The sequence below is a fragment of the Ruegeria sp. BF7 genome, from assembly GCF_056538605.1.
Genome location: NZ_JBQFTM010000002.1, coordinates 148132 through 172770 on the forward strand (window position 1 = coordinate 148132; position 24639 = coordinate 172770).

The window sequence follows — 24639 nt, forward strand, 5'->3', positions numbered from 1 at the left end:
GCGCTGGCCCGTGCGGTGCTGGGTCGAGGTGGCCTATCTGCTGGCCGACATGGACTACAGCATTGACGACCGGGCTGCCGCAAGGGTGGAACGATAGCCTGCGCGTCGAGTTTCCGAATGCCGCAAGGTTTTGCTGTGAACACCGCTCTGGTTTCATGGGAAAACGGGCTTGGCCCTATGGCCAAGCCCCCGGAATGGCTCTAGGTTGCCCGAACAGAACAAGTCCGGACCTGCCACCGATGAGCAAACCCAACGACAACCCCGCCGATCCGTTCAAGAAAGCCTTGGCCGAAGCCACCAAGGTGATGGCAGACGACCCGGAACTGAACGTCTCTTACACGGTCGATCCTTCAGGACTGGCGGGTGAATCGATGCGCCTGCCGCAGGTCAGCCGCCGGATGACACGCGAAGAAGTTTTACTGGCGCGCGGGACGGCGGACGCCTTGGCGTTACAGCGACGGTATCACGATGACGCGACCCATGCGCGCTATGCACCTCCGGGCGATATGGCGCGAGACCTCTATGAAGCGATGGAGGTTGCCCGATGCGAAGCGATGGGTGCGCGGGACATGCCCGGCACGGCCAGCAATATCGACGTCAAGATCGGGCACGAGGCACTGCGCCGCGGCTATGACCAATGCAAACAGCCTGCGGATGCGCCTCTGGCCGTCGCAGCAGGTTATTTGATCCGCCATCTGGCCACCGGGCGCGACCTGCCACCGGCGGCCGAAAACATCATGAACCTGTGGCGCGGGTTCATCGAGGAACAGGCTGGCGGAACGCTGGAAAACCTTGATGATATCCTCTCGGATCAGGCCGAATTTGCCAAGTTCGCGCGCCAGATGATCAAGGATCTGGGCTATGGTGACCAACTGGGCGACGATCCGGATGAACTGGACGACGAACAGGAAGATCAGGCCGAGGACAACGCCGAGGAGCAACCCGATCCCGACAGTACCGGGCAGGACGATCAGGACGAACAGGACGCCGACGCGACCCCTGAGCAGACGCAGGAAGAACAGCAGGACCAGTCTCAGGCTCAGGTCTCGATGGATGAAATGGCCGAGGATGAGATGGGCGATGAGGCGGAGATGCCCGAAGGTGAGGCTCCGCTGGAGCCACCTGCCCCGCCGCCCGCATCCGAGGCCGATCCAGATTACAAGGTGTACCTGAACACCTATGACGAGGAAATCGCCGCCGAGGATCTGGCCGAGCCGGCCGAATTGGAACGGCTGCGCGCCTATCTGGATCAACAGTTGGAGCCGCTTAAGGGCGCGGTCAGCCGACTGGCCAACAAATTGCAGCGCCGCCTGCAGGCGCAACAGAATCGCAGCTGGGAGTTCGACCGCGAAGAAGGCATTCTGGATGCAGGCCGTTTGGCACGGGTAGTGGCGAACCCAACCACGCCGCTGAGCTTCAAGGTCGAGAAGGACACCGAGTTCCGCGATACTGTGGTGACGCTGTTGCTGGACAACTCGGGCTCGATGCGCGGACGTCCGATTTCGATCGCTGCGATCTGTGCCGACGTTCTCGCGCGGACGCTGGAGCGCTGCAACGTGAAGGTAGAAATTCTGGGCTTTACCACCCGTGCATGGAAAGGCGGTCAAGCGCGAGAAGCATGGCTGAACGATGGTCGCCCGCAACAGCCGGGGCGTCTGAATGATCTGCGGCACATCATCTACAAGGGCGCCGATGCGCCGTGGCGGCGGGCGCGGCCCAATCTCGGTCTGATGATGAAAGAGGGCTTGCTGAAAGAAAACATTGACGGCGAGGCGCTCGAATGGGCGCATCGCCGAATGTCGGCCAGGCGCGAGCAGCGCAAGATCCTGATGGTGATTTCCGATGGTGCGCCGGTTGATGATTCAACGCTCAGCGTCAACCCCGCGAACTATCTGGAAAAACACCTGCGCGATGTGATCGCCATGGTCGAAAAACGCAAGGTGGTGGAACTTCTGGCCATCGGGATCGGCCACGACGTGACCCGCTACTATGATCGAGCGGTGACGATCACGGATGTGGAGCAACTGGCAGGTGCAATGACCGAGCAATTGGCAGCGCTTTTCGACAGCGACCCGCGGGCACGGGCCCGGGTGATGGGAATGAAGAAGGCCAGCTAGGGCTGGTCTTGCCTCCGGCGGCAGTAATTTCCAAAAAAGGGCGTCGGCCCGATTTGGGAGAGGTAGGAAATGATTCAGTCCTTTGAAGTCACCGCGCGTCCGGAACAGGGGCCGCCACGGTTGGCTGCGCTGCGCAAGGAAATCGCGCGCGAAGGGTTGGACGGGTTCCTGATCCCACGTTCGGATGCGCATCAAGGCGAATACGTGGCGCCGCGGGATGAACGGTTGGCCTGGCTGACTGGATTCACCGGATCGGCAGGGTTTTGCGCCGTTTTGGCGGACATAGCAGGGGTGTTCGTGGATGGCCGTTATCGGACGCAGGTGAAGGTTCAGGTCGCGTCGGAGTATACACCCGTACCTTGGCCCGAAGTCAGCCTGAGCGCATGGCTGAAAGAGCAACTTCCGAACGGCGGCAAGGTGGGCTTTGATCCCTGGCTCCACGCTGCAGGTCAGATCGACAGCGTCCAGAAAGAGCTGGAAGGCACCGGGATTGAACTGCTGCGCTGTGACAATCTGGTGGACCGGGTGTGGGCAAACCAGCCCGCACCGCCGATGAATCCGGTCAAGACGCATCCGATCGAATTTGCCGGGGAATCAGCAGACAACAAGATCGCTCGTCTGGCCGAGGCGTTGCGCGAAGCCGACTGCACCGCGGCCACAATCACATTGCCGGATTCGATCATGTGGCTGCTGAACATTCGCGGCTCGGATATCGGATATAACCCGGTGGCGCATGGTTTTGCCATTTTGCACGCCAACGGGATGGTAGACCTGTTCATGACCGAAGAAAAACTGACGGTCGCTATGGGTGATCAAGTTCGGGTCCACGCACCGGACACGTTTCTGGCAGCCGTCGAAGCGCTGGAAGGCAAGGTTCAGGTCGATCTGAGTACTTTGCCTCAGGCGGTTGCGGACGTGTTGAAGGGCCGAATGCTCGATGGCGGCGATCCCTGCGCCCTGCCCAAGGCCCGCAAGAATGCCGCCGAAATCGCGGGCAGCGCCGAGGCGCATCTGCGCGACGCGGTGGCCGTGATCGAAACTCTGTGCTGGATGGACGCACAAGCGCCCGGCACACTGACCGAAACGCAGGTGGTCACCCGGCTTGAGGAAAACCGCCGCAAGGACAACGCGCTGCAGGATATTTCATTCGATACGATTGCAGGCACCGGACCCAATGGCGCGATCATGCATTACCGCGTGACCGAAGAGACCGACAGCCGCCTTGAGGACGGGCACATTCTGGTGCTCGATAGCGGCGGACAATATCTGGACGGCACGACAGACATCACCCGCACAATTGCGATTGGCAAGGTCGGTGACGAGGAAAAGTCCTGCTTCACCCGCGTGTTAAAGGGCATGATTAACCTGTCCATGCTGCGCTGGCCCGTCGGACTGGCCGGGCGCGATATCGAATGCATCGCCCGCACACCGCTTTGGGCTGCAGGACAGGATTTCAACCACGGAGTCGGGCATGGGGTCGGTGCATACCTGAGCGTTCACGAAGGTCCGCAACGCCTGTCAAAGGTCAGCCATGTACCGCTGCAACCGGGCATGATCCTGTCGAATGAGCCGGGATACTACCGCGAAGGTGCGTTTGGCATCCGCATCGAAAACCTTGTCGTCGTGCAAGAGGCTCCGGCCCTGCCCGGCGGTGACGACGAACGCGCAATGCTAAACTGGCGCACGCTGACCTATGTGCCAATCGACCGGCGGTTGATTGTGATCGACATGCTGACAACGGCAGAGCGCGACTGGCTGAATGCGTATCACCGCGACGTTGCGGAAAAGATCCGGCCAAGGCTGGGCGACGACGCCCAACTGTGGTTGGATGCCGCAACCGCGCCGGTCTGACACCGGACTGTTACATATACCGGGCAGAGGAGTGGCCCAAGAAAGACGAGGAAATTGGAATGGTTGAGATCACAATCTGCAAACTACCGGGCAAATGGAGTGTACGTTCGGGCGGCGCCGTACTGGGTGAAAGCACCGGCGCTCTGGAATTGTCGGAAGGGGACCTGACTCCGGTGATCTATTTCCCCCGTTCGGACATCGCGATGGCGTTTCTGGACGTGACCGACAAGGTCACGCATTGCCCGCATAAAGGCGACGCGACGCATTTTTCGATCGTCAACAAATCCTCGGTGACCGAGAACGCGGCCTGGAGCTTTGAGAATCCGTCGCCTACCATGGCCGAAATCAAGGACTATGTGGCCTTTTATCCGGTCGAGTCTGTAAAGGTTGAGCAAATCTAGACCATCCCGCCCCTCCGGGAATTTTGGGGTCAGATCGGTCAATTCTTAAAAAAGCACTGGCCCGCAAGCCAGTGCTTTTTGTTTCTGGATGTTGGTCCCGGTCTTTCTCACTCTGCCTGTCGACGCAAGGAGATCAGAATGTCCACGATCGCGTCGATCACTTCGGGATCATCCAAGGCAGGGTTCGGCATGGAAGTCTCCCCAGCCACGGATTGCGGATCGCTAAGGAAGGCTACAAGCTGGCTCCGGTCCCACTCTCCGCCCACTGCAGACAGCGATTGCGAGTAGTCGAAATCCGCCAAGCCTGCGACCTTGCGTCCGTAAACCTCACCCAGAGACGGGGCGCTGGCACTGGGCAGCACACCGAAACCGTGGCATTCAGCGCAGCCTTCCAACGCGGTTTCGACAGCCTCGGCCTTGTGTTTGGACAGATCGAGGTTTCCGATTTTCGAAACGGCAAACTGATAGCTGGGATCAAACTCGCCGACAGTAAGGTGCAGCACCTTTTTCTGATCCGTCCACAGAACAATCGCGTCACCGTGTTGATGGACATACCGAATACGAAAACCCAGCGGGATGCGCTCATCAAACAGGATGCTATCGCCTTTCGTGCGGATACGGAAAAGGCTGTTGCCAGCCAGTGAGCCAGCGATTAGATCGCCGTCCCATGCGGGATGAAAATTCTCAATGGGTGCCAGCGAGCTAACAGCGACGGATGGCAACCAGGAATAAGCCGGTAGTTCGAATTCAGGGTGGCGCCCGTAATCCAGTGTGTCGGGCAGCGGCAACCGGTTATATCGCGTCCCCAACGAGACCTGCGGCCAGCCGTAGTCATTGCCTTCACGAATGAGGTTCAGCTCATCTCCACCGCGCCGACCATGTTCAACCGCCCATAGCTTGCCCTCGGCATCAAAGGCAATGCCCTGCATGTTCGAATGACCCTGGCTAACAATATGGTTTTCGCCGGTTTCCAGATCGATTGCGATCACTTTGCCATACATCTGCTCGGGGTCCTGAGACAGTGGCACGGGCGCATAAATCCCATCCTGAGCATAGTCACCGGCCGCCAGATAAAGCGTTCCGGTTTCGTCCACACGAAAACGTCCCCCGGCCATGTGCCCCTGAATGGCGCGGCCGTTCGGGCTTGGCGCAAGGCAGGGCTCTGTCGAAAATACAAGGCTCCAGTCATCTGCTCCGATCGATAGATCCGCAGCAGCAGTACCGTTCAAATCCGCCCGTGCGATCGAAGTTCGGTAGCAGTTTTGTCCTTCGACCCATTCGGTAAACGAAACGAGTAGAACACCATCGACAACGTCAACATCGTTATAGCGAAAGAAAAAGTGGGCGAAGTTGTAGCTTGGATTCGCGGCCTCGAAATCCAGCATGGCCTTCCACCCGTTGGGTGGGGGGGCAAGGTCCAATTTTCTGGCCTCATCCCCGCTTACTTCGAAGAACCCGCCCTCATGCGTCATCAAAAGCAGATCGTTGCCCAGGCTGGCCAGGGCACCGCCGCCTCCGGCGCGTTCTACCGGGACGTCCAGCGCGCGCATGTTCAGCGCGGTGAAAATGGTCTCAACCTGCATGGTCTGATCGTCGGCCCAGACTGGCGCGGTATGCGCCACGCCACCCTGGCTTTTGCGCAATTCTTCAATCTCAAGGACCAGCAAAACAACCGCAACAGCCAAGGCCACCATGACGATTGGGCTAGTCAAAACCCGTTTTACAAAATTCATTCCCTGACCTCGTGTTATTTTTCGTTGGCCGATGTGCGAGAAAGTACTGCTGGAGCACATAGAAACTGGATTTCCTGGCAGTATCAACCCGGCTAGCCGTTTCCAACTGCCGAGATCGGCAAATGTGGTTCACGGGTCCTTTTGGCAACTGGCAGGTACCGCGAATGAGCTTACGAGTTCACGCGGCTGTTGAGTGCATGTGAGCGGTAGACCGTGCAGAATACGCGTGCTCACCACCGGAGGATGCCATGTCGATCACTCGCCGCCGTTTTGCTGGACTGTTGGGGGCAGTCGCGCTGCCCAACGCACTTTGGGCGCAACAGGATCCTGTGCTAGAGGCCGTCAGGACCACGCTTTACGGCAGCAACGCAGAATTCAAGCAGGGCATGGCCTTTCTGGTGCAGCGCGGCGACCCGGACGTAGTTCCCGCCCTGCTGACCGGAATGCGCTATGGCCGACGGCGCAGCGCCGAGATCGCCAAGGTCATACAAACCCTGACCGGGGAAAGTATCGGCGCCGACTGGTTCATCTGGATGTTGTGGCAGGAACGGAACCCGCAGCTTGTCCCCCACCCGTCATTGATCCCGTTCAAGCGCGAAGTATTGCTGGGGATCGACCAGAACTTCGACGATTTCCTGCGCCCCGAATACCTGCAGCGGGACAAGATGAAAATCCGGTTGGAAGAGATCGCCTGGGGCGGCGTGAGCAAGGATGGTATCCCGTCGCTAGACAACCCGACGCTGATACAAGCCGCGCAGGCCAATTACCTGAAAGATGACGATCTGGTTTTTGGGATCTCGATCAACGGAGATGAGCGCGCCTACCCGCTGCGCATCATGGGCTGGCACGAAATGTTCAATGAGGTGATCGGCGGCGTGCCTGTCGCGCTGGCCTATTGCACATTGTGCGGCTCGGGCATTCTGTTCGAAACGCAGGTTTCGGGGCGGCGAAAGCCATTGATCTTCGGCTCGTCGGGGTTCCTGTATCGCTCGAACAAGCTGATGTTTGACCGTGAGACGCATTCGCTGTGGAACCAGTATACCGGCAAGCCCGTCGTGGGTCCGCTGGTCGACAGCGGGATCGAACTGAAACAGCGCCCAGTGGTGATTACCACGTGGGAAAGCTGGAAGGCCTCGCATCCCGGCACTCGCGTTCTTTCGTTGAACACCGGGCATCGGCGCAACTATGGCTCGGGGGTGGTGTATCGTGAGTATTTCGCCTCGCCCGAGTTGATGTTCCCCGCGCTGGTCGATCAATCCTCGCATCGGCAAAAGGACTACGTCTTTGCCATCCGCCAGTTCGGTGCGGCGCGAGCCTGGCCGCTGGAGGCGTTCAGCAGAACCCGGGTGATCAATGACGCGATTGCCAAACACCCTCTGGTTCTGATCGGTAATGCTGACAAGCGCACCGTTCGCGCCTATGAGAGGAAATCACACCAGTTCAAAGCCTCGGACGGCGGGCTGGTGGATCAGACCGGCCGGAAATGGATTCTGACCGAAGAGGCCCTGATCGGGCCGGACGGCACCCGATTGCTGCGGGTCGCGGGTCATATCTCGTACTGGTTCGCCTGGGACAATTATCTTGGCGATGTGGCGACGGTGTATCGCGACTAGGAGTGTTCTTCGGCGGCAGTCGCCGCCAGCGCTCGGTTATAGGCCTTGAGCGCATCGATGTGATAGAGCGCACCCACCGGGTTTTCGCTGCCATCTTCCTCCAGGGTCACAACCGGAATGCAGGGGATCTCGTCGCGATCGAAATAGGGCATCGCCGCCTCCAACGTAGCGCTGGCCTGCACGCAAAGACCCTGCTCGATCAGATCCAGCGCCTCGTCCCTGGTGATTGACTTCGCATCTCCGATAGGCCGCATCACCGCCCCGGCGCGCAGCATCGCCAGCAGGTAGGCCTGCGGTCCTGCGGCCAAATGCACGTCGCGGCGTTCCAGCTGGGTCAGGAAAAAAGACCGATCCACAAGGCGCGAGGCCAGCGCCGTGGACATCGAAACCGAGACCATCACGGCGAGACCGATCTGCCAATCTCCGGTCAGTTCAAAGACGATCATGGTGGTTGAAATCGGTGCGCCCAACACGGCGGCGGCCACGGCCCCCATTCCGGCAAAAGCATAGAGCGTATGGGTCCCGGATACATCCGGCAGCAGCCCCGTGGCGATGAGGCCAAAGGCCAGCCCGGTCAGCGCCCCGATCATCAGTGAGGGCGAGAAAACCCCACCACCCATTCGCCCACCCATGGTGATCGCCAAAGCGATTGTCTTGATTACCGCAAACAGGATTGCGACAGTCAGAGTCAGATCGCCCGCCAAGGCGCGGATCGTCGTCTCGTACCCGACGCCTATGATATGTGGGAACCAAATTGCCAGAAGGCCCAGCATTGCCCCGGATACCGCTGGCCGCAGCCAGCGTGGTAAGGACAGGCGGTTTTGGATATGGGTGCCGATATCCTCGGCAAAGAAGATCGAGCGCATCAGCAGTAAGGAAACCAGCCCGCAAATGAGGCCGAGGATCAGGAAAGCGGGTAGCTCCACATAAAACTGCAATGACCCGGGGGTATCTAGAACGAATTCAGTTACGTCGCCATATTCCAGCCGGTTGATCACTGTACCTGCAACCGAGGCGATAACGATGGGCGCAAAGGCGTGCACGGCAAAGTGGCGCAGCACCACCTCAAGCGCGAACAAAGCGCCTGCGATGGGCGAATTGAAGCTGGCCGAAACCGCCGCCGCCACAGCGCATCCAAGCAGATCACGCCCGGTGATTCCATCGGCGTGGATTCGGTCGCTGACCCAGGTCGAGATCACCCCGGCCATGTGCACCACCGGCCCCTCTCGCCCGGACGAACCGCCGGTGCTGAGTGTGATCAGCGAGGCAAGGAAGGACGCGATCCCCGCCTTACCCTCGACCCGGCCATTTGTCAGCGCAGCGCCCTCGATAACGTCCGCAACCGAGCGCACCCGCCCGTCATCGGTGAACTTGTGCAGGATCAGCCCCACGATCAGCCCGCCGATAATGGGGGTGATCAGGATCAGAAACCATGGCAGTTTCTCGGCATGGCTGTGCAGCAGCAGGATGTCCTCGGTATCATAGACATAGGCCTGCAGCGCTCGGATCGCCTTGCGAAACCCCAGCGCCATGAACCCGGCGGCGACCCCGATGGCCAGCGCTATGAACCAGAACTGAATCTGGCTGGGTCCGCGCCGCCGCATAACGCGCCAAGCATCCTTCATCGCGGCCAGAGCCTGATTGAGCTGGTTGCGCAAGACGGTTCGGGTCGATTGGGTCATTGGCCCTCGGGGATCAAGTCTTATCCCTTACTAAGCTACGGGGCGCCCTTATAAAAGTGGGATCGCGACGGTTTGAGAATCGGAAAGCGGCAGAAATATCTCAGGCATCCAGCAAGGCACGGGCTGCGGCGCGGGCCTCGTCGGTGATGGTGTCTCCGGCCACCATGCGGGCGATCTCATCTACGCGGTCGGGATCGGCCAGCGGGATGACTGTGGACAGAGTCTGCCCGTCCATGACCTGCTTTTGCACCCGCCAATGATGCGCCGCACGTGCGGCGACCTGCGGCGAGTGTGTCACCACCAGCACCTGCCCCCCCTGCGCCAGCGACGCCAAACGCCGTCCCACCGCGTCGGCCGTCGCCCCGCCGACGCCTCGGTCAATTTCGTCAAAGATCATGGTGCGTGCGCTGTCGTCACCCGTCAAACAGACCTTGAGCGCCAACAGGAAACGGCTGAGTTCACCTCCCGAGGCGATCTTGTTCAGCGGCCCAGACGGTGCACCGGGGTTGGTGGCGACGGTAAATGCCACTGCATCTGTTCCTTCAGGGCCGGGATCAGCGACAGTGATTTCGGTCTGAAACACCGCGCGTTCCATTTTCAGCGGTGCGAGTTCGGCCATCACCGCAGCATCCAGCTGTCCGGCAGCCTGCTGCCGCGTGGCGCTGAGCACCGCGGCGGCGTTGTCATAGGCGACCTGAGCGCCCTCGACCGCGGCCCGCTGTTCGGCCAGATCGGCATCGCCCGCGTCCAAACGGTTCAGCCGGTCACGCAGCGTATCAGCAAATGCCCCCAGATCGTCCGGGGTAACATTATGCTTGCGCGCCAGCGCGCGGATGGCGAACAGGCGCTCTTCGGCGGCCTCAAGCTCTGCCGGGTTGAAATCCAGCGCCTGAAGGCAGGCATTCACGCCATCCTGCGCCTCACCCAATTCGATCAGGGCACGGCCAAGCGCGGCGATGGGCTCCTCAAGCTGCCCGCCCGCATTGTCCGACACACCTTCCAACCAACGAACAGCGTCGGACATGGACCCTTCGGCCCCGTCTCCGCCCAGCAGATCAAAAGCACGAGCCACGTCGTCGCGAATTCGTTCAGCCCCCTGCATCATCCGGCGACGTGCGTCCAGTTCGGCATCCTCACCGGGCTGCGGATCCAGCTTGTCCAGTTCGGCGACCGCGTGGCGTAAGAATTCCTCTTCGGCGCGCATGGCGGCGAGGGTCGCCTCGGTCTCTGCCAGAGCTTTACACATGCGGGACCTTTCGGTCCACGCGACACGTACAGCCGTCAGATGATCCCCCGCCCCGGCATAATCATCCAGCATGGCACGATGCCCGCGCGGGTTCAGCAACCCGCGATCATCATGCTGACCATGCAGTTCGATCAAAGTCTCGGACAGCGCCCGCAGCACCTCACCGGAACAACGCCGGTCATTGACCCAAGCGGTCTTGCGGCCTTCGGCGGTGTTGATGCGGCGCAGGATCAGCTCCTCACCTCCGGGGAAGCCAGCTTCGGCCAGAACCGCATGGGCAGGGTGATCTGGGCCGAGTTCAAATTCGGCAACAACTTCGCCCTGAGCCGCCCCCTGACGGACAAGTTCGGCCCGCCCACGCCAGCCCAACACGAAACCCAGCGAATCCAGCAGGATCGACTTGCCCGCACCGGTTTCCCCGGTCAAAGCGTTTAAACCTGGCTGAAACGTCAGTTCCAGCCGGTCGATGATCAGCATATCGCGGATATCAAGGGCGCGCAGCATCGGGTCTCAGCGTCCCACGCCTGTAGCCATGGCGATTACAACCACTCACCTTTGATCGTCTGGCGGTAGATCTGGCTGAGCCAGTTGTTGCCGCGGCTCTTCAGCTCCAACCCGCGCGAGGTCAGCAGCTTGTAGCCCGCATCGTACCATTCGGACGACTGGTAGTTGTAACCCAGAATAGCCCCAGCCGACTGCGCCTCATCTACCAGACCCAGCGACAGATACGCCTCGATCAGACGATAGAGCGCCTCGGCTGTGTGGGTGGTGGTCTGGAAATCCTCGACCACCACGCGGAATCGGTTGATGGCCGCAGTATAATGGTCCTGACGAAGGTAATAGCGCCCGATCTCCATCTCTTTGCCAGCCAGGTGGTCAAAGGCCAGATCGAACTTCAGCACGGCCGAGGTAGCATATTCGCTGTCCGGATAGACCTCGATCACCGTCCGCAACGACTGCAACGCCTGAAAGGTCAAGCCCTGGTCGCGCCCGACCTCATCAATCTGGTCATAGTAGCTGAGCGCCAGAAGGTACTGCGCATATGCCGCGTCTTCGTCCGTCGGGTAAAAGTCGATATAGCGTTGCGCGGCAGCGCGGCTTTCTTCGTAATTCTTGTCCGTGTGGAACGAAAACGCCTGCATGATCAACGCGCGTTTGGCCCAGTCGGAATAAGGATACAGACGCTCCACTTCCGAGAAATACCACGCCGCATCGTCCGAGCGATTCTGCGACAGCTCAAACTCACCACGTGTGAAAATCTGTTCTGGCGTAAAGCCTTCCAGGTTCTGATTGCGGTCTGCGCCACTGTCGCCGCAGGCCGTCAAAACTGCTGTCAGAAGAATCGCGCCCGCGAACCTGACTGCCGCTTTGGTGCCAACCATTCCGCCTATCCTTGTCGTATTGCTTATCGGGGTAAGCCCCGGATTGGGCTTCGGTTTAGCACATATAATTCCGGGGCAAAACGCCTTAGTACACCCGCTGGCGGAATTGTCGACAGAGGTGATCTAATCAGGCAACTTCGGGAATTTCGTCCCAGACAAGGCCCTGCCCCGGCAGGCGCGCGGCCTGTTCTGGGGTGCACAGCACCGGGCGTACCGCACCGGGTGTTTCGAACAGCTTGCGAAGCAGCGTGTTTGTCATGGCATGGCCGGACTTGTCACCGGTGAAGTGGCCCAGAATCGGACCACCCGCCAGATAGAGGTCACCCAGAGCGTCCAGCATCTTGTGGCGCACCGCCTCATCCGCGTGGCGGAAACCGCCCGGGGTCAGCACTTCGTTACCCTGTACGACGACGGCGTTTTCCAAGGTACCACCCAGGGCAAGGCCGTTTTCACGCATCGCTTCGACATCTGTACGGCGGCAGAAGGTGCGGCAATCGCTGAGTTCACGTGCGAAAGAGCCGTTGCGCATGTCCAGACGCTTGGTCTGACTGCCAATCGCGCTGTCCTCGAAATCGATATGGAAGTCGATGATCAAACCGTCCGCAGGTGCAATCGACGCGCTTGCGCCTTCGCGCGATGCGGTTACCGGCTTGAGAACTTCGAAGGCCAGAACCGGGCTGGCCTGACGGCGGACACCCTTGGCCATGATGCCGCGCACGAAATCGATCGACGAGCCGTCCATGATCGGAACCTCGGGACCATCGATCTCGATCAGCGCGTTATGAACGCCACATCCGGCCAGCGCGGCCATGATATGCTCGACAGTCGACACCGAGACGTTTGCTTCATTTACCAGACGGGTGCACAGTGGCGTGCGCTCTACCACGTCATAGATCGCAGGGATCAACGCATTGCCCAGCTCGATATCCGTCCGTTTGAACCAGATGCCGTGACCGGCAGCTGCCGGCTTCAGGACCATCGTCGCAGGCTTGCCGCTGTGCAGCCCAACGCCTGTAAACGTGATCGGAGATTTGAGCGTATGTTGCAAGGTGAACCTCGGTGAGTGGTTTCCGGCCTTTCTGGCCCGTGTTGGACATTCAACTAAGGAAGGTCGGGAAAAGGCTCAACTCACTCTTTGTAACTGAATGAAACATGAATGTAACAGATCGGCAAATCCCTGCTTACATACGGACAAGCCCATGTATTTAAAAATAAAAGGGCCGCCAAACGGCGACCCTTTTTAGGTACATTGTTACCGGGTTCAGTTAGCCTGACGGCGCAGGAACGCGGGAATTTCGATCCGATCCTGCTCGGGGTCGGCCTCGTCATGCGCAGGTGCCGTAGCGTCAGCCTGGCGCATCGGAGGCTGCTGGCGCACCGGTTGGGCCGGGGTATCGGCGGCGTGGCCGGTCATCCGGTCGATCAGGCGGTTAAAGCCGAACCGGGGACGATCATGTGCATCCGCCTGCGGCGTCGCTGCCGGTTGCGGGGTCTGCGGACGGGGCGCGGGATGGCCACGCGCGGCCGCTGGGATATTCTGAACGGCGGCCTGAAGACGCTGCAGTGCCTCGGGCGACGGTGTGCCGGCCGCGGCCTGCGGCTGCGGTGCAACAAAGCTCTCGGGCGCAGGCTCAACCGGCTCGGGGGTCGGTTCGAATTCGGCCACGCGCGGCTGATATGCCGGGGGCGGCAAACCGTCATCGTCCTGCTCTGCCCGCGGCTGGAATTGCGGCTGCGCCGGTTCCTCGGCAGTTTCGAACAGCGAGGGTTCGCGGTTGACTTCAGGCTGCGGCGCAGGCTCGGCCACTTCAGCCACTGCCGCGGGGGCCTCGTCCTGCCGCGACTCTTCTGCCGAAACGGTGCGGGTCAGCGGAGCCGACATGGGGCGGCGCGCAACCGGTACGTCTTCGCTTTTCTCGCTGGCGTCGATGCCGGTGGCCACAACCGAAACACGCATTCCGCCTTCCATCGCAGTATCCAGGGTTGAACCGACGATGATGTTGGCTTCGGGGTCCACTTCCTCGCGGATGCGGTTGGCGGCTTCGTCCAGTTCGAACAGCGTCAGGTCATGGGAACCGGTGATGTTGATCAACACGCCTTTGGCGCCCTTGAGGCTGATTTCGTCCAGCAGCGGGTTGGCGATCGCCTTCTCGGCCGCCTGAACCGCGCGATCTTCGCCGGTGGCCTCACCAGTACCCATCATCGCCTTGCCCATCTCGTCCATCACGGCGCGGACATCGGCAAAGTCGAGGTTGATCAGGCCGGGACGCACCATCAGGTCGGTCACGCCCTTAACGCCCTGATACAGAACGTCATCCGCCATCGAGAACGCCTCTGTAAAGGTGGTTTTCTCGTTAGCCAGACGGAACAGGTTCTGGTTCGGAATGATGATCAGAGTGTCAACGACCTTTTGCAGCGATTCAACACCGTCTTCGGCCTGCCGCATCCGCTTGGCACCCTCAAACTGGAAAGGTTTGGTGACAACGCCGACAGTCAGTACACCCAGTTCCCGCGCGGCCTGCGCGATGATCGGAGCCGCTCCCGTTCCGGTACCACCGCCCATACCGGCGGTGATAAAGCACATATGCGCACCAGCCAGATGATCGACGATTTGTTCGATGCTTTCTTCGGCGGCTGCGGCACCTACGGCGGGCCGCGCACCAGCACCCAAACCTTCGGTGACTTTCACGCCCAATTGCACCCGCGCAGACGACTGGCTTTGCTGCAGCGCTTGCGCGTCGGTGTTGGCGACAACGAATTCGACGCCGTCCAGCTGTTTTTCAATCATGTTGTTAACGGCGTTTCCGCCCGCACCGCCAACGCCAAATACTGTAATCCGAGGCTTCAGTTCGTCGTGCCCGGGCATCGAAAGATTCAATGTCATGCTCTGTCCGCCTGTTTTTTTGATCCGCCAAAGCGGTGTTTTTCTTACCTATCCGCTTACAATCCTACCGATCCAAACCGCAAAGGTCACGCCAAAAATCGCCAAATTCCACAAAATATGGAGGAAATATGGCGGCAATCAGCGGTATTTCGCATTGAACGCCAGATGTTGCGAAATAATCTCAACCCACCACAACGCAAGCGACACATGCGTCGTAGCCAACATGCACGTCACTTAGGGTTTCGACCGATTTTCAAGATGCGGAAAACTGCTCAGGTCCTGCCGCGGGGCCTCTGACGGGCCTTGTGGATATCTTGCGGGATAAAACTGAGGGCCGCAACCCATTTCTTTAGCTAATAGGGACACTTGGACAATTCAGCCCGTCCTCGGTGATGCTGCGCACCTCTTGAATCTCGCGGCGGCTGAAACTGGCCAGTCGAACCATCAGGCGGTCTTGATGCAGAAAGGGCCACCAGCAAACCGGCACGTCATCAGGATCGTCATCGTACAAAAAGCAGATCTGGCCGTTCGGCGTGGTGATTTGCCCGTAAACGCAACCCCGCCCCTCCATCCGCCAAACGGACAATGTGGGGCTGAGGAATTCCTCGGTACCCACCAGAAAACCGCTGGGATAGTCGACGAATGTGACCGTCTTGCCTTGGACCGCAGCCAGGAAGGTTTCAGGCGTGATGCGGGTCTGGGCATGCGCAGCGAACGGGGCTAGGGCGATCAACGCCGCGACCCCTGCCCGATTACCAATTGTCACGGAACCAGCGCATTGCACGCTTGAAGGGCCGCGCGGCATAGGTGTCGACCGGGATTTCGAAATCCCACCATTCGTCCTGCGGATGCGCGGCGAACAGGCTTAGCCCCACAGCCGATGAGAACCCCGGCCCGGTTGCCGACTGCGGCAAGCCGTGAACACGCAACGGGCGGCCAAGTCGGACACGCTGGCCCAATATACGGGTCGCAAGTCCATCAAGCCCCATGATCTGACTACCCCCGCCGGTCAGCACGATCTGCTGGCTGGGCATATGCTCGAACCCGGCCGCATCCAGACGCACGCGCACTTCTTCCAAGATCTCTTCCACGCGCGGACGCATGATTCCGATCAACTCGGCCCGGCTGACGGTGCGGCGGTCATGCTCCCAATCGCCGGTATCGCCTCTGATATCAATAAGATCCCGATCATCGGCCCCGGTTGCGTGAACGCCACCGTTGAAGGTCTTGATCCGTTCGGCCACAGCCGCCGGGACGCCCAGCCCCATCGAGATATCAGCAGTCACGTGATCCCCACCCATACGCACGCAATCAGCATAGATCATGTGTTTCTTCATGAAGATCGAAACGCTGGTCGTACCACCACCCATATCGATACAGGCCGCGCCCAATTCCTGCTCATCCTCGACCAGCGCGGAAATGCCCGACACATAGGCCGAGTTTGCAATCCCCGCCAATTCCAGATCGCAGCGTTTGATGCAGCGCACGATATTTTGGATCGCGACCGCGTCGACGGTCAGCATGTGCATGTCGACTGCCAGCGACTGCCCCATCTGCCCACGCGGGTCGATCAGGCCCGAGCGGTTATCGAGCGCGAAATTCACCGGCTGGGCGTGCAGCACTTCGCGACCTGCGCCGTAGTCCGGCACGTCGCAGGCGTTCAGCACGCGGCCGACCTCGGCCTCGGAAACCACTTGTCCTTCCAAATCGACCTGCGCGTCCAGACCGTACGAACGCGGATTTGCACCCGAGAAACTTGCGATCACGTGATCCACCCGGATATCAGCCATCTTCTGAGCCGCCTGCAGAGCCGTCCGGATCGCGCGTTCGGTCTCCTGCATGGCGGTGACTTCGCCAAACTGTACGCCGCGCGACCGCGTAGTCGCTGCGCCGATCACCCGGAACCCGGTCTGACCGGCCAGAGACCCAATGCTGTTATCCTCACTCAGCCGTCCGGTACCGTCGAACCGCAGCACAAGGCAGGCGATCTTGGAACTGCCAACATCCAGAATGGCGACAACACCGCGTTGCATCGCCTGTCTGCGCATCTGCCGCATGGCCCGTTGGGACTGATAAAGATCGGTCATCATGGTCGTTACTGCCCGTTACCCACTGTCACTTTTGTATTCCACCAGTCTTCGCTGGCGGCTTTGGTCATTCTGATGGTCGGACGCTGCCCAAGGCGCATATCCACCACCGCCACATCACGTTCCAAAAGATCCTGCACTTCGTTCACCGCCAGCACGCGCTCTAGCGCGCGCACGGGGCGCTCGGTTGGCAGCATGATGCGTTGGCCGCGATCCAGAACCAGATCCCAGCGGCGCTCGCCGATCCGCACCAGGCCCCGCACCCTGGTGCCAAGGCTGCGTGCGGTTGTCATCAGTTGCAGCGCTTCACCTACATGAGCATCCGCCCCCTTGCCCGCGATCAGCGGCAGGTCAGAGTGATCCTTTCGCGACGCGATCCGCTCAACATGCGCGCCGGTTTCGTCCAGCAATTCGATCCCACTGCGTGTACGCCAGACGATGACCGGCTGCCGCTCGACCACATCGACCTGAAGAATGCCGCCAGGGCGGACGCGGACCGAGGCGGATTTGACCGGATCCAACCCGGTGATCGTGTCGCGGATCTGTTCGACATCCAGATCCCAGGAACTCATCGGGAAATCCAGCGGCACAACCTCGCGGATATCTTCGGACAGGTTGGTGCCTGCGCCATCGATGGCCATCAGATTGACAATGAATTCCGGGCGCTGCTGGATCGAGGTCTTGATGTCGTTGACATAGGCAACCACGGCCTCGCGCCGGTCTTCTGCGCTGAAGTACAGCCCGATGGCGGCACAGACCGCCGCAATCGGCAGCCCGACCTTCAGCCCGCGCCTAACACCCGGCGTCAGCATCCAACGTTGAAGGCGATAGCTCAAACGCGACGGGGCCGGATCGAACCGCTGCGATTTACGCCCGAACAGCTTTGCCCCGCGCAGGCGCAGTTTCGGCTCGACATCGTGATGGGCACCTGACGCGAAATCGGCATCCGGCCCGGCCAGCGGTTTCGAGCGATGGATCACCGGCGCGCGGGTGGCTCTCAGCGGTTGCACGAGGCGTCCTCCACCATCCAGGCGCAAAGCTGACCAAAAGTCATGCCGCGATGCTCGGCTTGTTCTGGCACCAGCGAGGTCGGCGTCATGCCGGGCTGCGTGTTGGTTTCCAACAGGAACAACCCATCGGCCCCCATACTGTCATCCCAGCGGAAATCGGTTCGGGAAACGCCCTTGCACCCAAGCGCCCTGTGGGCGCGCAGCGCGTAGTCCATGCAGAGGTCAAAGATGTCCTGTGGGATTTCAGCGGGCAGCACATGCCACGAGCCACCGGGCTTGTACTTGGCGTCATAGTCGTACCAGCCGCCATCGGTCATGATCTCGGTCACCGTCAGGGCACGGTCACCCATCACGGTCACGGTCAACTCGCGGCCAGCAATGTACTTCTCGACCATCACATGCTCGGGCATCTCGTCCGACAGCTGCGGCGGACCGTTCGAGCCTTCGTGAACGATATAGATACCAACGCTGGACCCTTCGTTGTTCGGCTTGGCCACGTAAGGCGGTTCCATCACGTGGACCTTGATTACTTCGACCTTGGGCACGATCACGCTGAGAACAACGGGCAGGCCTTCGACCTGAAACACCTCTTTGCTGCGTTGCTTGTCCATTGCCAATGCCGAGGCCAGCACACCGGAATGCGTATACGGGATGCGCATCCATTCCAGCAGGCCCTGCACACAGCCATCCTCGCCCCAGCGGCCATGCAGGGCGTTGAAAACCACATCCGGCTTGATCTCTGAAAGGCGCGCGTAGAGGTCGGGACCTGCGTCCAGTTCGACCACTTCAAAGCCTTCTCCCACAAGGGCGGCTGCGCATTCGCGCCCAGAGCTGAGAGACACCTCGCGTTCCGCCGAGGGGCCACCCATCAATACCGCCACTTTGGGGTTTGTCCTGCTCGACAGTCCCACTTCGTGCGCCTCAATGTCCCCGGACCTTATAGGGTGGTCCGTACTGCGTTATGCCTTTGATCCGTCGCCTGATTTTGCCTGTTATGGTCTGACGGTTGGGGCTTTATTCTTTCAGCGGATCACCGACCCGCATGATTTCCCACTCTAACGTTATGCCGCTTGTTTCGTAAACCTTTTTTCGCACCTCTTCACCCAGACCTTCAAGGTCGGCGGCTGTGGCGGTGCCGGTATTGATCAGGAAATTCGAGTGCTTCGGGCTCATCTGAGCCCCGCCCAGCGTCGCTCCGCGCATTCCCGCGTCGTCGATCACCTTCCAGGCCTTGAGGTCATGTACATCATCCGCCCGCCCGGTCGATGAAAACCCGGCCGGGTTTCGGAACGTCGACCCGGCGCTGCGGTCCTTGGTGGGTTGAGTCTCGTCGCGTTTCTGCAACTGCGCCGTCATGCGGTCGTGCAGGTCCTGCGGGTCACCCGCGGGGCCTTCGAACGTCGCCGAAACCAATACCGCCCCTTCGGGCAGGTCGGATTGCCGGTAGCGAAAGTTCAGGTCGTCAGGGGTCAAGTCAACCAACTCTCCCTGCCGCGTGACGATGGTGGCCTTGCGCAGCACGTCAGCGGTGTAGCTACCGTAACAACCGGCGTTCATCCGCACCGCGCCGCCGATCGAGCCGGGAATGGTGCGCAGGAAAGTCAGGTCCACGCCCCCATCCGCCGCCTTGCGCGCTACATGCGCATCAAGCGCGGCTGCGCCTGCGGTAACCGTGTTACCCTCAACCGTGATACCGTTGAACCCGCGCCCCAGCCGGATCACCACGGCGCGCAGACCACCATCCCGCACGATCAGGTTCGATCCGACGCCCATCGGGAAAACCGGGGCCTCTGCGGGTAGATCACGCAGGAAACACTGCAGGTCCTCGATATCCGCGGGCTGAAACAGGTAGTCTGCCGGCCCGCCAACACGCAGCCAGGTCAGGTCGTTCAGAGATCGGGCCCGCGTCAGGCGCCCCCTGACTTCGGTCAAATTGATCATGTGTTTGCTCTTGCAGCCAGGCTACGCCCACCGACCCCGCCCACTATGACCGCCAAAAGGAAGGGCAGGACCGCTCCGGTCAGCCAGATGAAGGGCCCAAAGGCCTGTTCCTCTTCGCCAGTGCCGACGCCTGCCAGCATTACAATCAAAACCAGCGAAACGACAGAAGTCAGCCCGATCAGCAACAACAGACCCCTGAGGCCGATCCAGCGCCCCGCAACAAAGCCTGCCACGGCCCCAAGGACCAGCGTGATCAGTGGCAGATAAGCAAATGTGGCGATGTCGACCATGGGGGCCTCCTGAAAGCGGTCGTTACTTGTTGGTCGCCTTCATGCCCTGCATTTTCGCCTTTGTCCAACGGGTCAGGTAAATAACCGGCCAGCGCAGCACCGACATGCCCATCGCCAGAACCAGCAGCCCGACCCACGGGCCGTTCTGCAAAGTGACATAGCCCAATATCGGGATACCAACCGCAACCAGGATATAGGCGCGCGTCCAGTGATTGTCTTTGCTTGGGAGCATCGCCAGCACATTTGCGGCAATCCCCCACAGCGCGGCAAGGGCGATGGACCAGTTCATTCCTCGATCTCCCTACCCGACCACCGGCGCCAGTAATACCGGATTGGGTTACGGAACATGGACACAAAGCCGGCGAAGGCCAGTACCGAGAGGAACCAGCCATAGTCGTATCCCAGCCAAACGATTAAGACAGGCGCAGAGATCAGCAACACAATTCCCGGAGGAAACTGCAACCGCATCGGCAACATGGCCACGATTGTCGCGGCCACGACCCACATGGATGCGAACACAACTGAATACACCTGCTGCCCCTCCGAGGACGTTGCGACGCTACACTTTAAAGTTGCGTCACCCAAAAGTCCATTGCGTCAAACTGCTTGTTTTTGCTGCAGCCGCGCAGGCAACCCATGGGCCCAGGTACTGATCGTCCCGGCGCCCAGACAAACGACCATGTCACCGGGACGAGCCTGCTCGCGGACCAATCGTTCCAGATCGCTTTCATCCAACAGCGCGCGGGCGTGGCGGTGGCCGTGACGGATCAAACCTTGGACCAGATCGTCGCGGGATGCGCCTTCAATCGGGTCTTCTCCGGCGGCGAAGATTTCGGCGATGGCCACCACGTCTGCATCATTGAAACAGGTGCAGAAGTCGTCAAAAAGGTTGGACAGCCGAGAGTAGCGGTGCGGTTGATGCACCGCGATGACACGGCCCTCGGTCGCCTGACGCGCGGCTTTCAGCACGGCGGTTATTTCAACCGGGTGATGGCCGTAATCGTCGATGATGGTGACACCATCAACTTCGCCCACCTTGGTAAACCGGCGATTCACACCGCCGAAATTGGCCAAAGCATCGCGGATCTCTGAGGCTTTCATACCCAGATGACGGGCTACCGCAGCCGCGGACAGCGCGTTCGAGACGTTGTGATCGCCCGGCATCGGCAGGGTACAACCTTCAATCACCGTGTCTTCGTATTGCAGGTGGATGTCGAAATGGGCAACGCCGCCCTTATAGGTCAGATTCACCGCCCGCACATCAGCCTGAGCGTTAAAGCCATAGGTGCGCACGCGGCGGTCGGTGATGCGGCCCACCAGTGTTTGCACTTCGGCATGGTCGGTACAGCACACGGCCAAACCGTAAAAAGGCAGGTTCGAGACGAACTCATAGAACCCGTCGCGCAGTTTGTCGAAATCGCCCCAGTGCTCCATATGCTCGGGGTCGATATTGGTAACGATGGCAATGGTTGCGGGCAGACGGTTGAACGAGCCGTCGGATTCGTCGGCCTCGACCACCATCCATTCGCCCTGCCCCATCCGCGCGTTCGAGCCGTAGGCGTGGATGATCCCGCCATTGATCACGGTCGGGTCAAAGTCACCCGCCACCATCAACTCGGCCATCATCGTGGTCGTGGTGGTCTTACCGTGGGTTCCGGCGATGGCGATGTTTGATCTCAGCCGCATCAGCTCGGCCAGCATGTCGGCGCGGCGGACAACCGGCAGACCTTGCGCGCGGGCACCGTCCAGTTCCGGGTTGCCGGGTTTAATCGCGGTCGACACCACAACAACGGCAGCGTTTTCCAGATTTTCCGCACGTTGCCCCACGAAAATCTCGGCCCCCAAACCTGCCAGACGATCGGTGATCTTCGAGGCTTTCAGGTCTGACCCCTGAACCCGGTAACCCAAGTTCAGCAGCACCTCGGCAATCCCCGACATCCCGATCCCTCCGATCCCAACGAAGTGGATCGGCCCTACGTCTTGCGGCAGTTTGGTTGCTGGATTCATGCGGTCTCCTTCTGCGCCAGATCTTCGACAAGGTGCACCAGACGCTCGGTCGCATCCGGCGCGCCGGTCGAAAGGGCGGCATGGGCCATCTTTTGTGCGGCTTCGGGGTTTGTCAGAACGGCGGTGATTTGCTCGGTCAGCGCGGAAACGTCAAGCAGGTTTTCTGGAATCATGATCGCCCCGCCTGCCTGTACCAGCCCACGCGCATTGGCGGTCTGGTGGTCGCCTGCGGCCGCAGCAAACGGGACCAGGATCGAAGGTCGCCCGATCACCGAGATATCGGCAACACTGGACGCGCCCGAACGGCTGATGACCAACTGAGCGTCGGACATACGTCGGGGGACATCCTGAAAGAATGGTTTAACCTCGGCTCGGATGCCGTGATCGGCGTAAAAGGCGGTAACCCGCTCTCCGTCTTCGTCGCGCGCCTGATGAGCGACGCGGATATGATTACGCAGTTCGTCCGGCAAAGCAGCAATCGCGCCCGGCACCACATCGCTGAGGATGCGCGCGCCCTGCGAGCCGCCCATTACCAAGACAGACATCGGGTAATCGCCGGGCGGGATATAGCCAGCTGCTGCCCGCTCCAACACCGCGGCGCGCACCGGATTGCCGGTATGGATACCCTTGGCCCCCTCGGGCAGATCAGTGGGCCAGATTCCGCAGGCCACTTGTGACACGCGGGTCGCGAACAACTGGTTCACCCGACCCAGTATACCGTTCTGTTCGTGAATCATGCGCGGGATTTTCAGCATCGTCGCCGCGCCCAGCGCCGGAATCGACGGGTAACCGCCAAAGCCCACAACCACATCCGGCCGGTCACGCATCAACTGAACAGCCATGCCGGTCACGCCAGCGGCAATCTTCGGCCCCACCAGTGCTTTCGCAGCCAAACCGCCCCGGGCGAAGGTGGCCGAGGAGGCCTCGGCAAATTCAGTCGAGTGCGGAAAACCACCGGTATAACGCGCGCCGCGCGCGTCGGTGGACAAGCGCACGCGCCAGCCCTTTTGCAACATCGCCTCGGCCAGGGCCTGCGCCGGGAACATATGGCCCCCAGTGCCGCCCGCCGCAATCAGTAGATAGGGTTTGGTCATCAACCTCGTCCGCGCAGAATATCGCCAAGCTCGCCCTGTGGGCGGGTGCGGGTAAACGCCAATAGCATCCCGACTGCAATACCGCCCGCAATCAGCGACGAACCGCCATAGCTGACAAACGGCAGCGTCATGCCCTTGGCGGGTAGCAGGCGTACCGCGACACCCATGTTGATCATCGCCTGCACGCCGAACATGCAGGCCAGACCGGTGCCCGCCAGACGAATGAACATGTCGCGTTCCTTCATCAGCCGCAGCAAAGAGCGCACCACGATGATCGAATACAGCGCGATGATGATCAGCACCAGGATCAGGCCGAATTCCTCGGCCGCGACCGCGATGATGAAATCCGTGTGCGCATCGGGCAGAGACCACTTCACCTGCCCCTCGCCAACACCCACTCCGAACAGGCCACCCTCGCGAATTGCGTTGGTGGCGTAACCGATCTGAGTGGTCGGATCGACCTCTTGGTTCAGAAACCCATCAATCCGCCGGGCGAAGTGTTCCGAATTGGAATAGGCCAGCATACCGCCCAGCACCACCGCGCCGGCCATGCCAACCAGCAGCAGCATCGGCGCGCCGGCCACGAAGTACATCACGCCCCAACCGAACAGGATCAAACAGGCCTGGCCGAAATCGGGTTGCAGAACCAGCATGCCGACAATGGCCATACACAGCGCAAAAGACCACAACCGCCCCGGAGGTCCATTGATCTCCTGCGACGCGGCCAGCAGCCATGCGGCCACAACAACAAAGCCGGGCTTCAGAAATTCGGAGGGCTGCAGCGAGGCAAACCCCAGTGAATACCAGCGCACCGCACCCTTGCCGAAATCGGTGCCGAATACCGGCAGGAAGGCAAGCGCCACGAACGCGCCCAGAAAGCCCAGCACCGCCAGACGCCGCACCAGCGTCGGCGACATCATCGAAGTCAGCAGCATCGCAATCAACGCCAGCCCGCCGAACAGCGCCTGCCGTTCGACATAATGGAACGGATCGAATCCATTGCGCCCGGCCAGCGGCGGTGATGAGGCCAGCCCCAGCAACAATCCGATGACAAACAGGATCAAAACGCAGGACATCGTCCAGCGATCAATTGTCCGCCACCACTTTGGTAGAATCGGTTCGCCGCGCTGGTCCTGGACCGCGCCATACACCATCTCAGTCATGAGATACCGCCACTATCTGCCTCGTTAACGCCCCGTTTTCGGGGTCTGATTGAGACTCTACAGGCATTTTGGCGTTTGGGCTAGCAGAATGACAGGCCGGTTGCGGAAATCAGCGCCCTAAGGCCAACGGCTTGAATT

At 60.4% G+C, this 24639-nt stretch carries 21 protein-coding genes; 4 read left to right on the top strand and 17 right to left on the bottom strand.

The genetic code is table 11. The features are described from left to right. Window positions 1-239: 239 nt before the first annotated feature. The 3 genes from cobT (at window position 240) to ACR0IK_RS06590 (ending at window position 4369) form a co-directional block, all read left to right on the top strand. Entirely contained in the window at window positions 240-2117 is a 1878-nt protein-coding gene (gene cobT, locus ACR0IK_RS06580) for a cobaltochelatase subunit CobT (protein ID WP_480592987.1), read from the top strand. Between the two features lie 69 nt (window positions 2118-2186). Continuing rightward, window positions 2187-3968: an aminopeptidase P family protein gene (locus ACR0IK_RS06585; protein WP_480640888.1), complete on the top strand. Its 1782-nt coding sequence runs from the start codon at window positions 2187-2189 to the stop codon at window positions 3966-3968. 59 nt (window positions 3969-4027) lie between these two features. Beyond that, window positions 4028-4369, top strand: coding sequence for a DUF427 domain-containing protein (locus ACR0IK_RS06590; protein WP_480640889.1), 342 nt, complete (start codon window positions 4028-4030; stop codon window positions 4367-4369). A gap of 107 nt (window positions 4370-4476) precedes the next feature. Here ACR0IK_RS06590 and ACR0IK_RS06595 read toward each other — a convergent pair whose 3' ends face one another. Beyond that, window positions 4477-6102 (bottom strand): PQQ-dependent sugar dehydrogenase, encoded by a 1626-nt coding sequence (locus ACR0IK_RS06595; RefSeq protein WP_480640890.1) that lies wholly within the window; start codon window positions 6100-6102, stop codon window positions 4477-4479. A 248-nt stretch (window positions 6103-6350) separates the two neighbouring features. Here ACR0IK_RS06595 and ACR0IK_RS06600 point away from each other — a divergent pair, with 248 nt between their 5' ends. After that, on the top strand, window positions 6351-7715 hold the full coding sequence (locus ACR0IK_RS06600; RefSeq protein WP_480640891.1) for a DUF3179 domain-containing protein: 1365 nt from the start codon (window positions 6351-6353) through the stop codon (window positions 7713-7715). Here the strand turns inward: ACR0IK_RS06600 and ACR0IK_RS06605 are convergent. From ACR0IK_RS06605 to ftsW, 16 genes are all read right to left on the bottom strand, one after another. Then, window positions 7712-9397: a chloride channel protein gene (locus ACR0IK_RS06605; protein ID WP_480640892.1), complete on the bottom strand. Its 1686-nt coding sequence runs from the start codon at window positions 9395-9397 to the stop codon at window positions 7712-7714. The two genes, ACR0IK_RS06600 and ACR0IK_RS06605, sit on opposite strands and share 4 nt — an antisense overlap. Window positions 9398-9497: 100 nt before the next feature. Next, window positions 9498-11147 carry a DNA repair protein RecN gene (gene recN, locus ACR0IK_RS06610; protein WP_480640893.1) on the bottom strand — a complete coding sequence of 550 codons (1650 nt, stop codon included), beginning with the start codon at window positions 11145-11147 and terminating at the stop codon, window positions 9498-9500. Between the two features lie 35 nt (window positions 11148-11182). Continuing rightward, window positions 11183-12025 carry an outer membrane protein assembly factor BamD gene (locus tag ACR0IK_RS06615; protein WP_480592973.1) on the bottom strand — a complete coding sequence of 281 codons (843 nt, stop codon included), beginning with the start codon at window positions 12023-12025 and terminating at the stop codon, window positions 11183-11185. A 127-nt stretch (window positions 12026-12152) separates the two neighbouring features. Continuing rightward, window positions 12153-13073 (bottom strand): UDP-3-O-acyl-N-acetylglucosamine deacetylase, encoded by a 921-nt coding sequence (gene lpxC / locus ACR0IK_RS06620; protein ID WP_480592971.1) that lies wholly within the window; start codon window positions 13071-13073, stop codon window positions 12153-12155. A 213-nt stretch (window positions 13074-13286) separates the two neighbouring features. After that, window positions 13287-14909 carry a cell division protein FtsZ gene (ftsZ, locus tag ACR0IK_RS06625; protein WP_480640894.1) on the bottom strand — a complete coding sequence of 541 codons (1623 nt, stop codon included), beginning with the start codon at window positions 14907-14909 and terminating at the stop codon, window positions 13287-13289. Window positions 14910-15258: 349 nt separating this feature from the next. Then, window positions 15259-15675, bottom strand: coding sequence for a hypothetical protein (locus ACR0IK_RS06630; protein WP_480592967.1), 417 nt, complete (start codon window positions 15673-15675; stop codon window positions 15259-15261). Continuing rightward, window positions 15662-16996, bottom strand: coding sequence for a cell division protein FtsA (ftsA, locus tag ACR0IK_RS06635; protein ID WP_480593272.1), 1335 nt, complete (start codon window positions 16994-16996; stop codon window positions 15662-15664). The genes ACR0IK_RS06630 and ftsA overlap by 14 nt, the downstream gene beginning before the upstream one ends. 8 nt (window positions 16997-17004) lie before the next feature. Beyond that, window positions 17005-18006 (bottom strand): cell division protein FtsQ/DivIB, encoded by a 1002-nt coding sequence (locus tag ACR0IK_RS06640; RefSeq protein WP_480592965.1) that lies wholly within the window; start codon window positions 18004-18006, stop codon window positions 17005-17007. Next, window positions 17994-18917 carry a D-alanine--D-alanine ligase gene (locus ACR0IK_RS06645; protein WP_480640895.1) on the bottom strand — a complete coding sequence of 308 codons (924 nt, stop codon included), beginning with the start codon at window positions 18915-18917 and terminating at the stop codon, window positions 17994-17996. Before ACR0IK_RS06645 ends, ACR0IK_RS06640 begins: the two co-directional genes overlap by 13 nt. 103 nt (window positions 18918-19020) lie before the next feature. Beyond that, the gene (gene murB, locus ACR0IK_RS06650) at window positions 19021-19947 is read right to left on the bottom strand and encodes a UDP-N-acetylmuramate dehydrogenase (RefSeq protein WP_480592962.1); all 927 of its coding nucleotides are present in this window, start codon (window positions 19945-19947) and stop codon (window positions 19021-19023) included. Next, window positions 19944-20237 (bottom strand): hypothetical protein, encoded by a 294-nt coding sequence (locus ACR0IK_RS06655; RefSeq protein WP_480592961.1) that lies wholly within the window; start codon window positions 20235-20237, stop codon window positions 19944-19946. Before ACR0IK_RS06655 ends, murB begins: the two co-directional genes overlap by 4 nt. A gap of 22 nt (window positions 20238-20259) precedes the next feature. Then, on the bottom strand, window positions 20260-20526 hold the full coding sequence (locus ACR0IK_RS06660; protein ID WP_480592959.1) for a DUF2484 family protein: 267 nt from the start codon (window positions 20524-20526) through the stop codon (window positions 20260-20262). Continuing rightward, window positions 20523-20768: a DUF2484 family protein gene (locus ACR0IK_RS06665; RefSeq protein ID WP_480592957.1), complete on the bottom strand. Its 246-nt coding sequence runs from the start codon at window positions 20766-20768 to the stop codon at window positions 20523-20525. Before ACR0IK_RS06665 ends, ACR0IK_RS06660 begins: the two co-directional genes overlap by 4 nt. Before the next feature lie 66 nt (window positions 20769-20834). After that, window positions 20835-22244: a UDP-N-acetylmuramate--L-alanine ligase gene (murC, locus tag ACR0IK_RS06670; protein WP_480592955.1), complete on the bottom strand. Its 1410-nt coding sequence runs from the start codon at window positions 22242-22244 to the stop codon at window positions 20835-20837. After that, complete coding sequence (locus ACR0IK_RS06675; protein ID WP_480640897.1) at window positions 22241-23338, bottom strand: UDP-N-acetylglucosamine--N-acetylmuramyl-(pentapeptide) pyrophosphoryl-undecaprenol N-acetylglucosamine transferase; 1098 nt, start codon at window positions 23336-23338, stop codon at window positions 22241-22243. The genes murC and ACR0IK_RS06675 overlap by 4 nt, the downstream gene beginning before the upstream one ends. Then, window positions 23338-24501, bottom strand: a complete 1164-nt coding sequence (ftsW, locus tag ACR0IK_RS06680; protein WP_170400396.1) for a putative lipid II flippase FtsW — start codon at window positions 24499-24501, stop codon at window positions 23338-23340. Before ftsW ends, ACR0IK_RS06675 begins: the two co-directional genes overlap by 1 nt. Window positions 24502-24639: the final 138 nt, after the last annotated feature.

Excerpts from the sequence above, each read along its gene's own strand:
- cobT (WP_480592987.1), top strand. The coding sequence starts at position 240 with ATGAGCAAACCCAACGACAACCCCGCCGATCCGTTCAAGAAAGCCTTG.
- ACR0IK_RS06585 (WP_480640888.1), top strand. The coding sequence starts at position 2,187 with ATGATTCAGTCCTTTGAAGTCACCGCGCGTCCGGAACAGGGGCCGCCA.
- ACR0IK_RS06590 (WP_480640889.1), top strand. The coding sequence starts at position 4,028 with ATGGTTGAGATCACAATCTGCAAACTACCGGGCAAATGGAGTGTACGT.
- ACR0IK_RS06595 (WP_480640890.1), bottom strand. The coding sequence starts at position 6,102 with ATGAATTTTGTAAAACGGGTTTTGACTAGCCCAATCGTCATGGTGGCC.
- ACR0IK_RS06600 (WP_480640891.1), top strand. The coding sequence starts at position 6,351 with ATGTCGATCACTCGCCGCCGTTTTGCTGGACTGTTGGGGGCAGTCGCG.
- ACR0IK_RS06605 (WP_480640892.1), bottom strand. The coding sequence starts at position 9,397 with ATGACCCAATCGACCCGAACCGTCTTGCGCAACCAGCTCAATCAGGCT.
- recN (WP_480640893.1), bottom strand. The coding sequence starts at position 11,147 with ATGCTGCGCGCCCTTGATATCCGCGATATGCTGATCATCGACCGGCTG.
- ACR0IK_RS06615 (WP_480592973.1), bottom strand. The coding sequence starts at position 12,025 with ATGGTTGGCACCAAAGCGGCAGTCAGGTTCGCGGGCGCGATTCTTCTG.
- ftsZ (WP_480640894.1), bottom strand. The coding sequence starts at position 14,909 with ATGACATTGAATCTTTCGATGCCCGGGCACGACGAACTGAAGCCTCGG.
- ftsA (WP_480593272.1), bottom strand. The coding sequence starts at position 16,996 with ATGACCGATCTTTATCAGTCCCAACGGGCCATGCGGCAGATGCGCAGA.
- murB (WP_480592962.1), bottom strand. The coding sequence starts at position 19,947 with ATGATCAATTTGACCGAAGTCAGGGGGCGCCTGACGCGGGCCCGATCT.
- ACR0IK_RS06655 (WP_480592961.1), bottom strand. The coding sequence starts at position 20,237 with ATGGTCGACATCGCCACATTTGCTTATCTGCCACTGATCACGCTGGTC.
- ACR0IK_RS06660 (WP_480592959.1), bottom strand. The coding sequence starts at position 20,526 with ATGAACTGGTCCATCGCCCTTGCCGCGCTGTGGGGGATTGCCGCAAAT.
- murC (WP_480592955.1), bottom strand. The coding sequence starts at position 22,244 with ATGAATCCAGCAACCAAACTGCCGCAAGACGTAGGGCCGATCCACTTC.
- ACR0IK_RS06675 (WP_480640897.1), bottom strand. The coding sequence starts at position 23,338 with ATGACCAAACCCTATCTACTGATTGCGGCGGGCGGCACTGGGGGCCAT.
- ftsW (WP_170400396.1), bottom strand. The coding sequence starts at position 24,501 with ATGACTGAGATGGTGTATGGCGCGGTCCAGGACCAGCGCGGCGAACCG.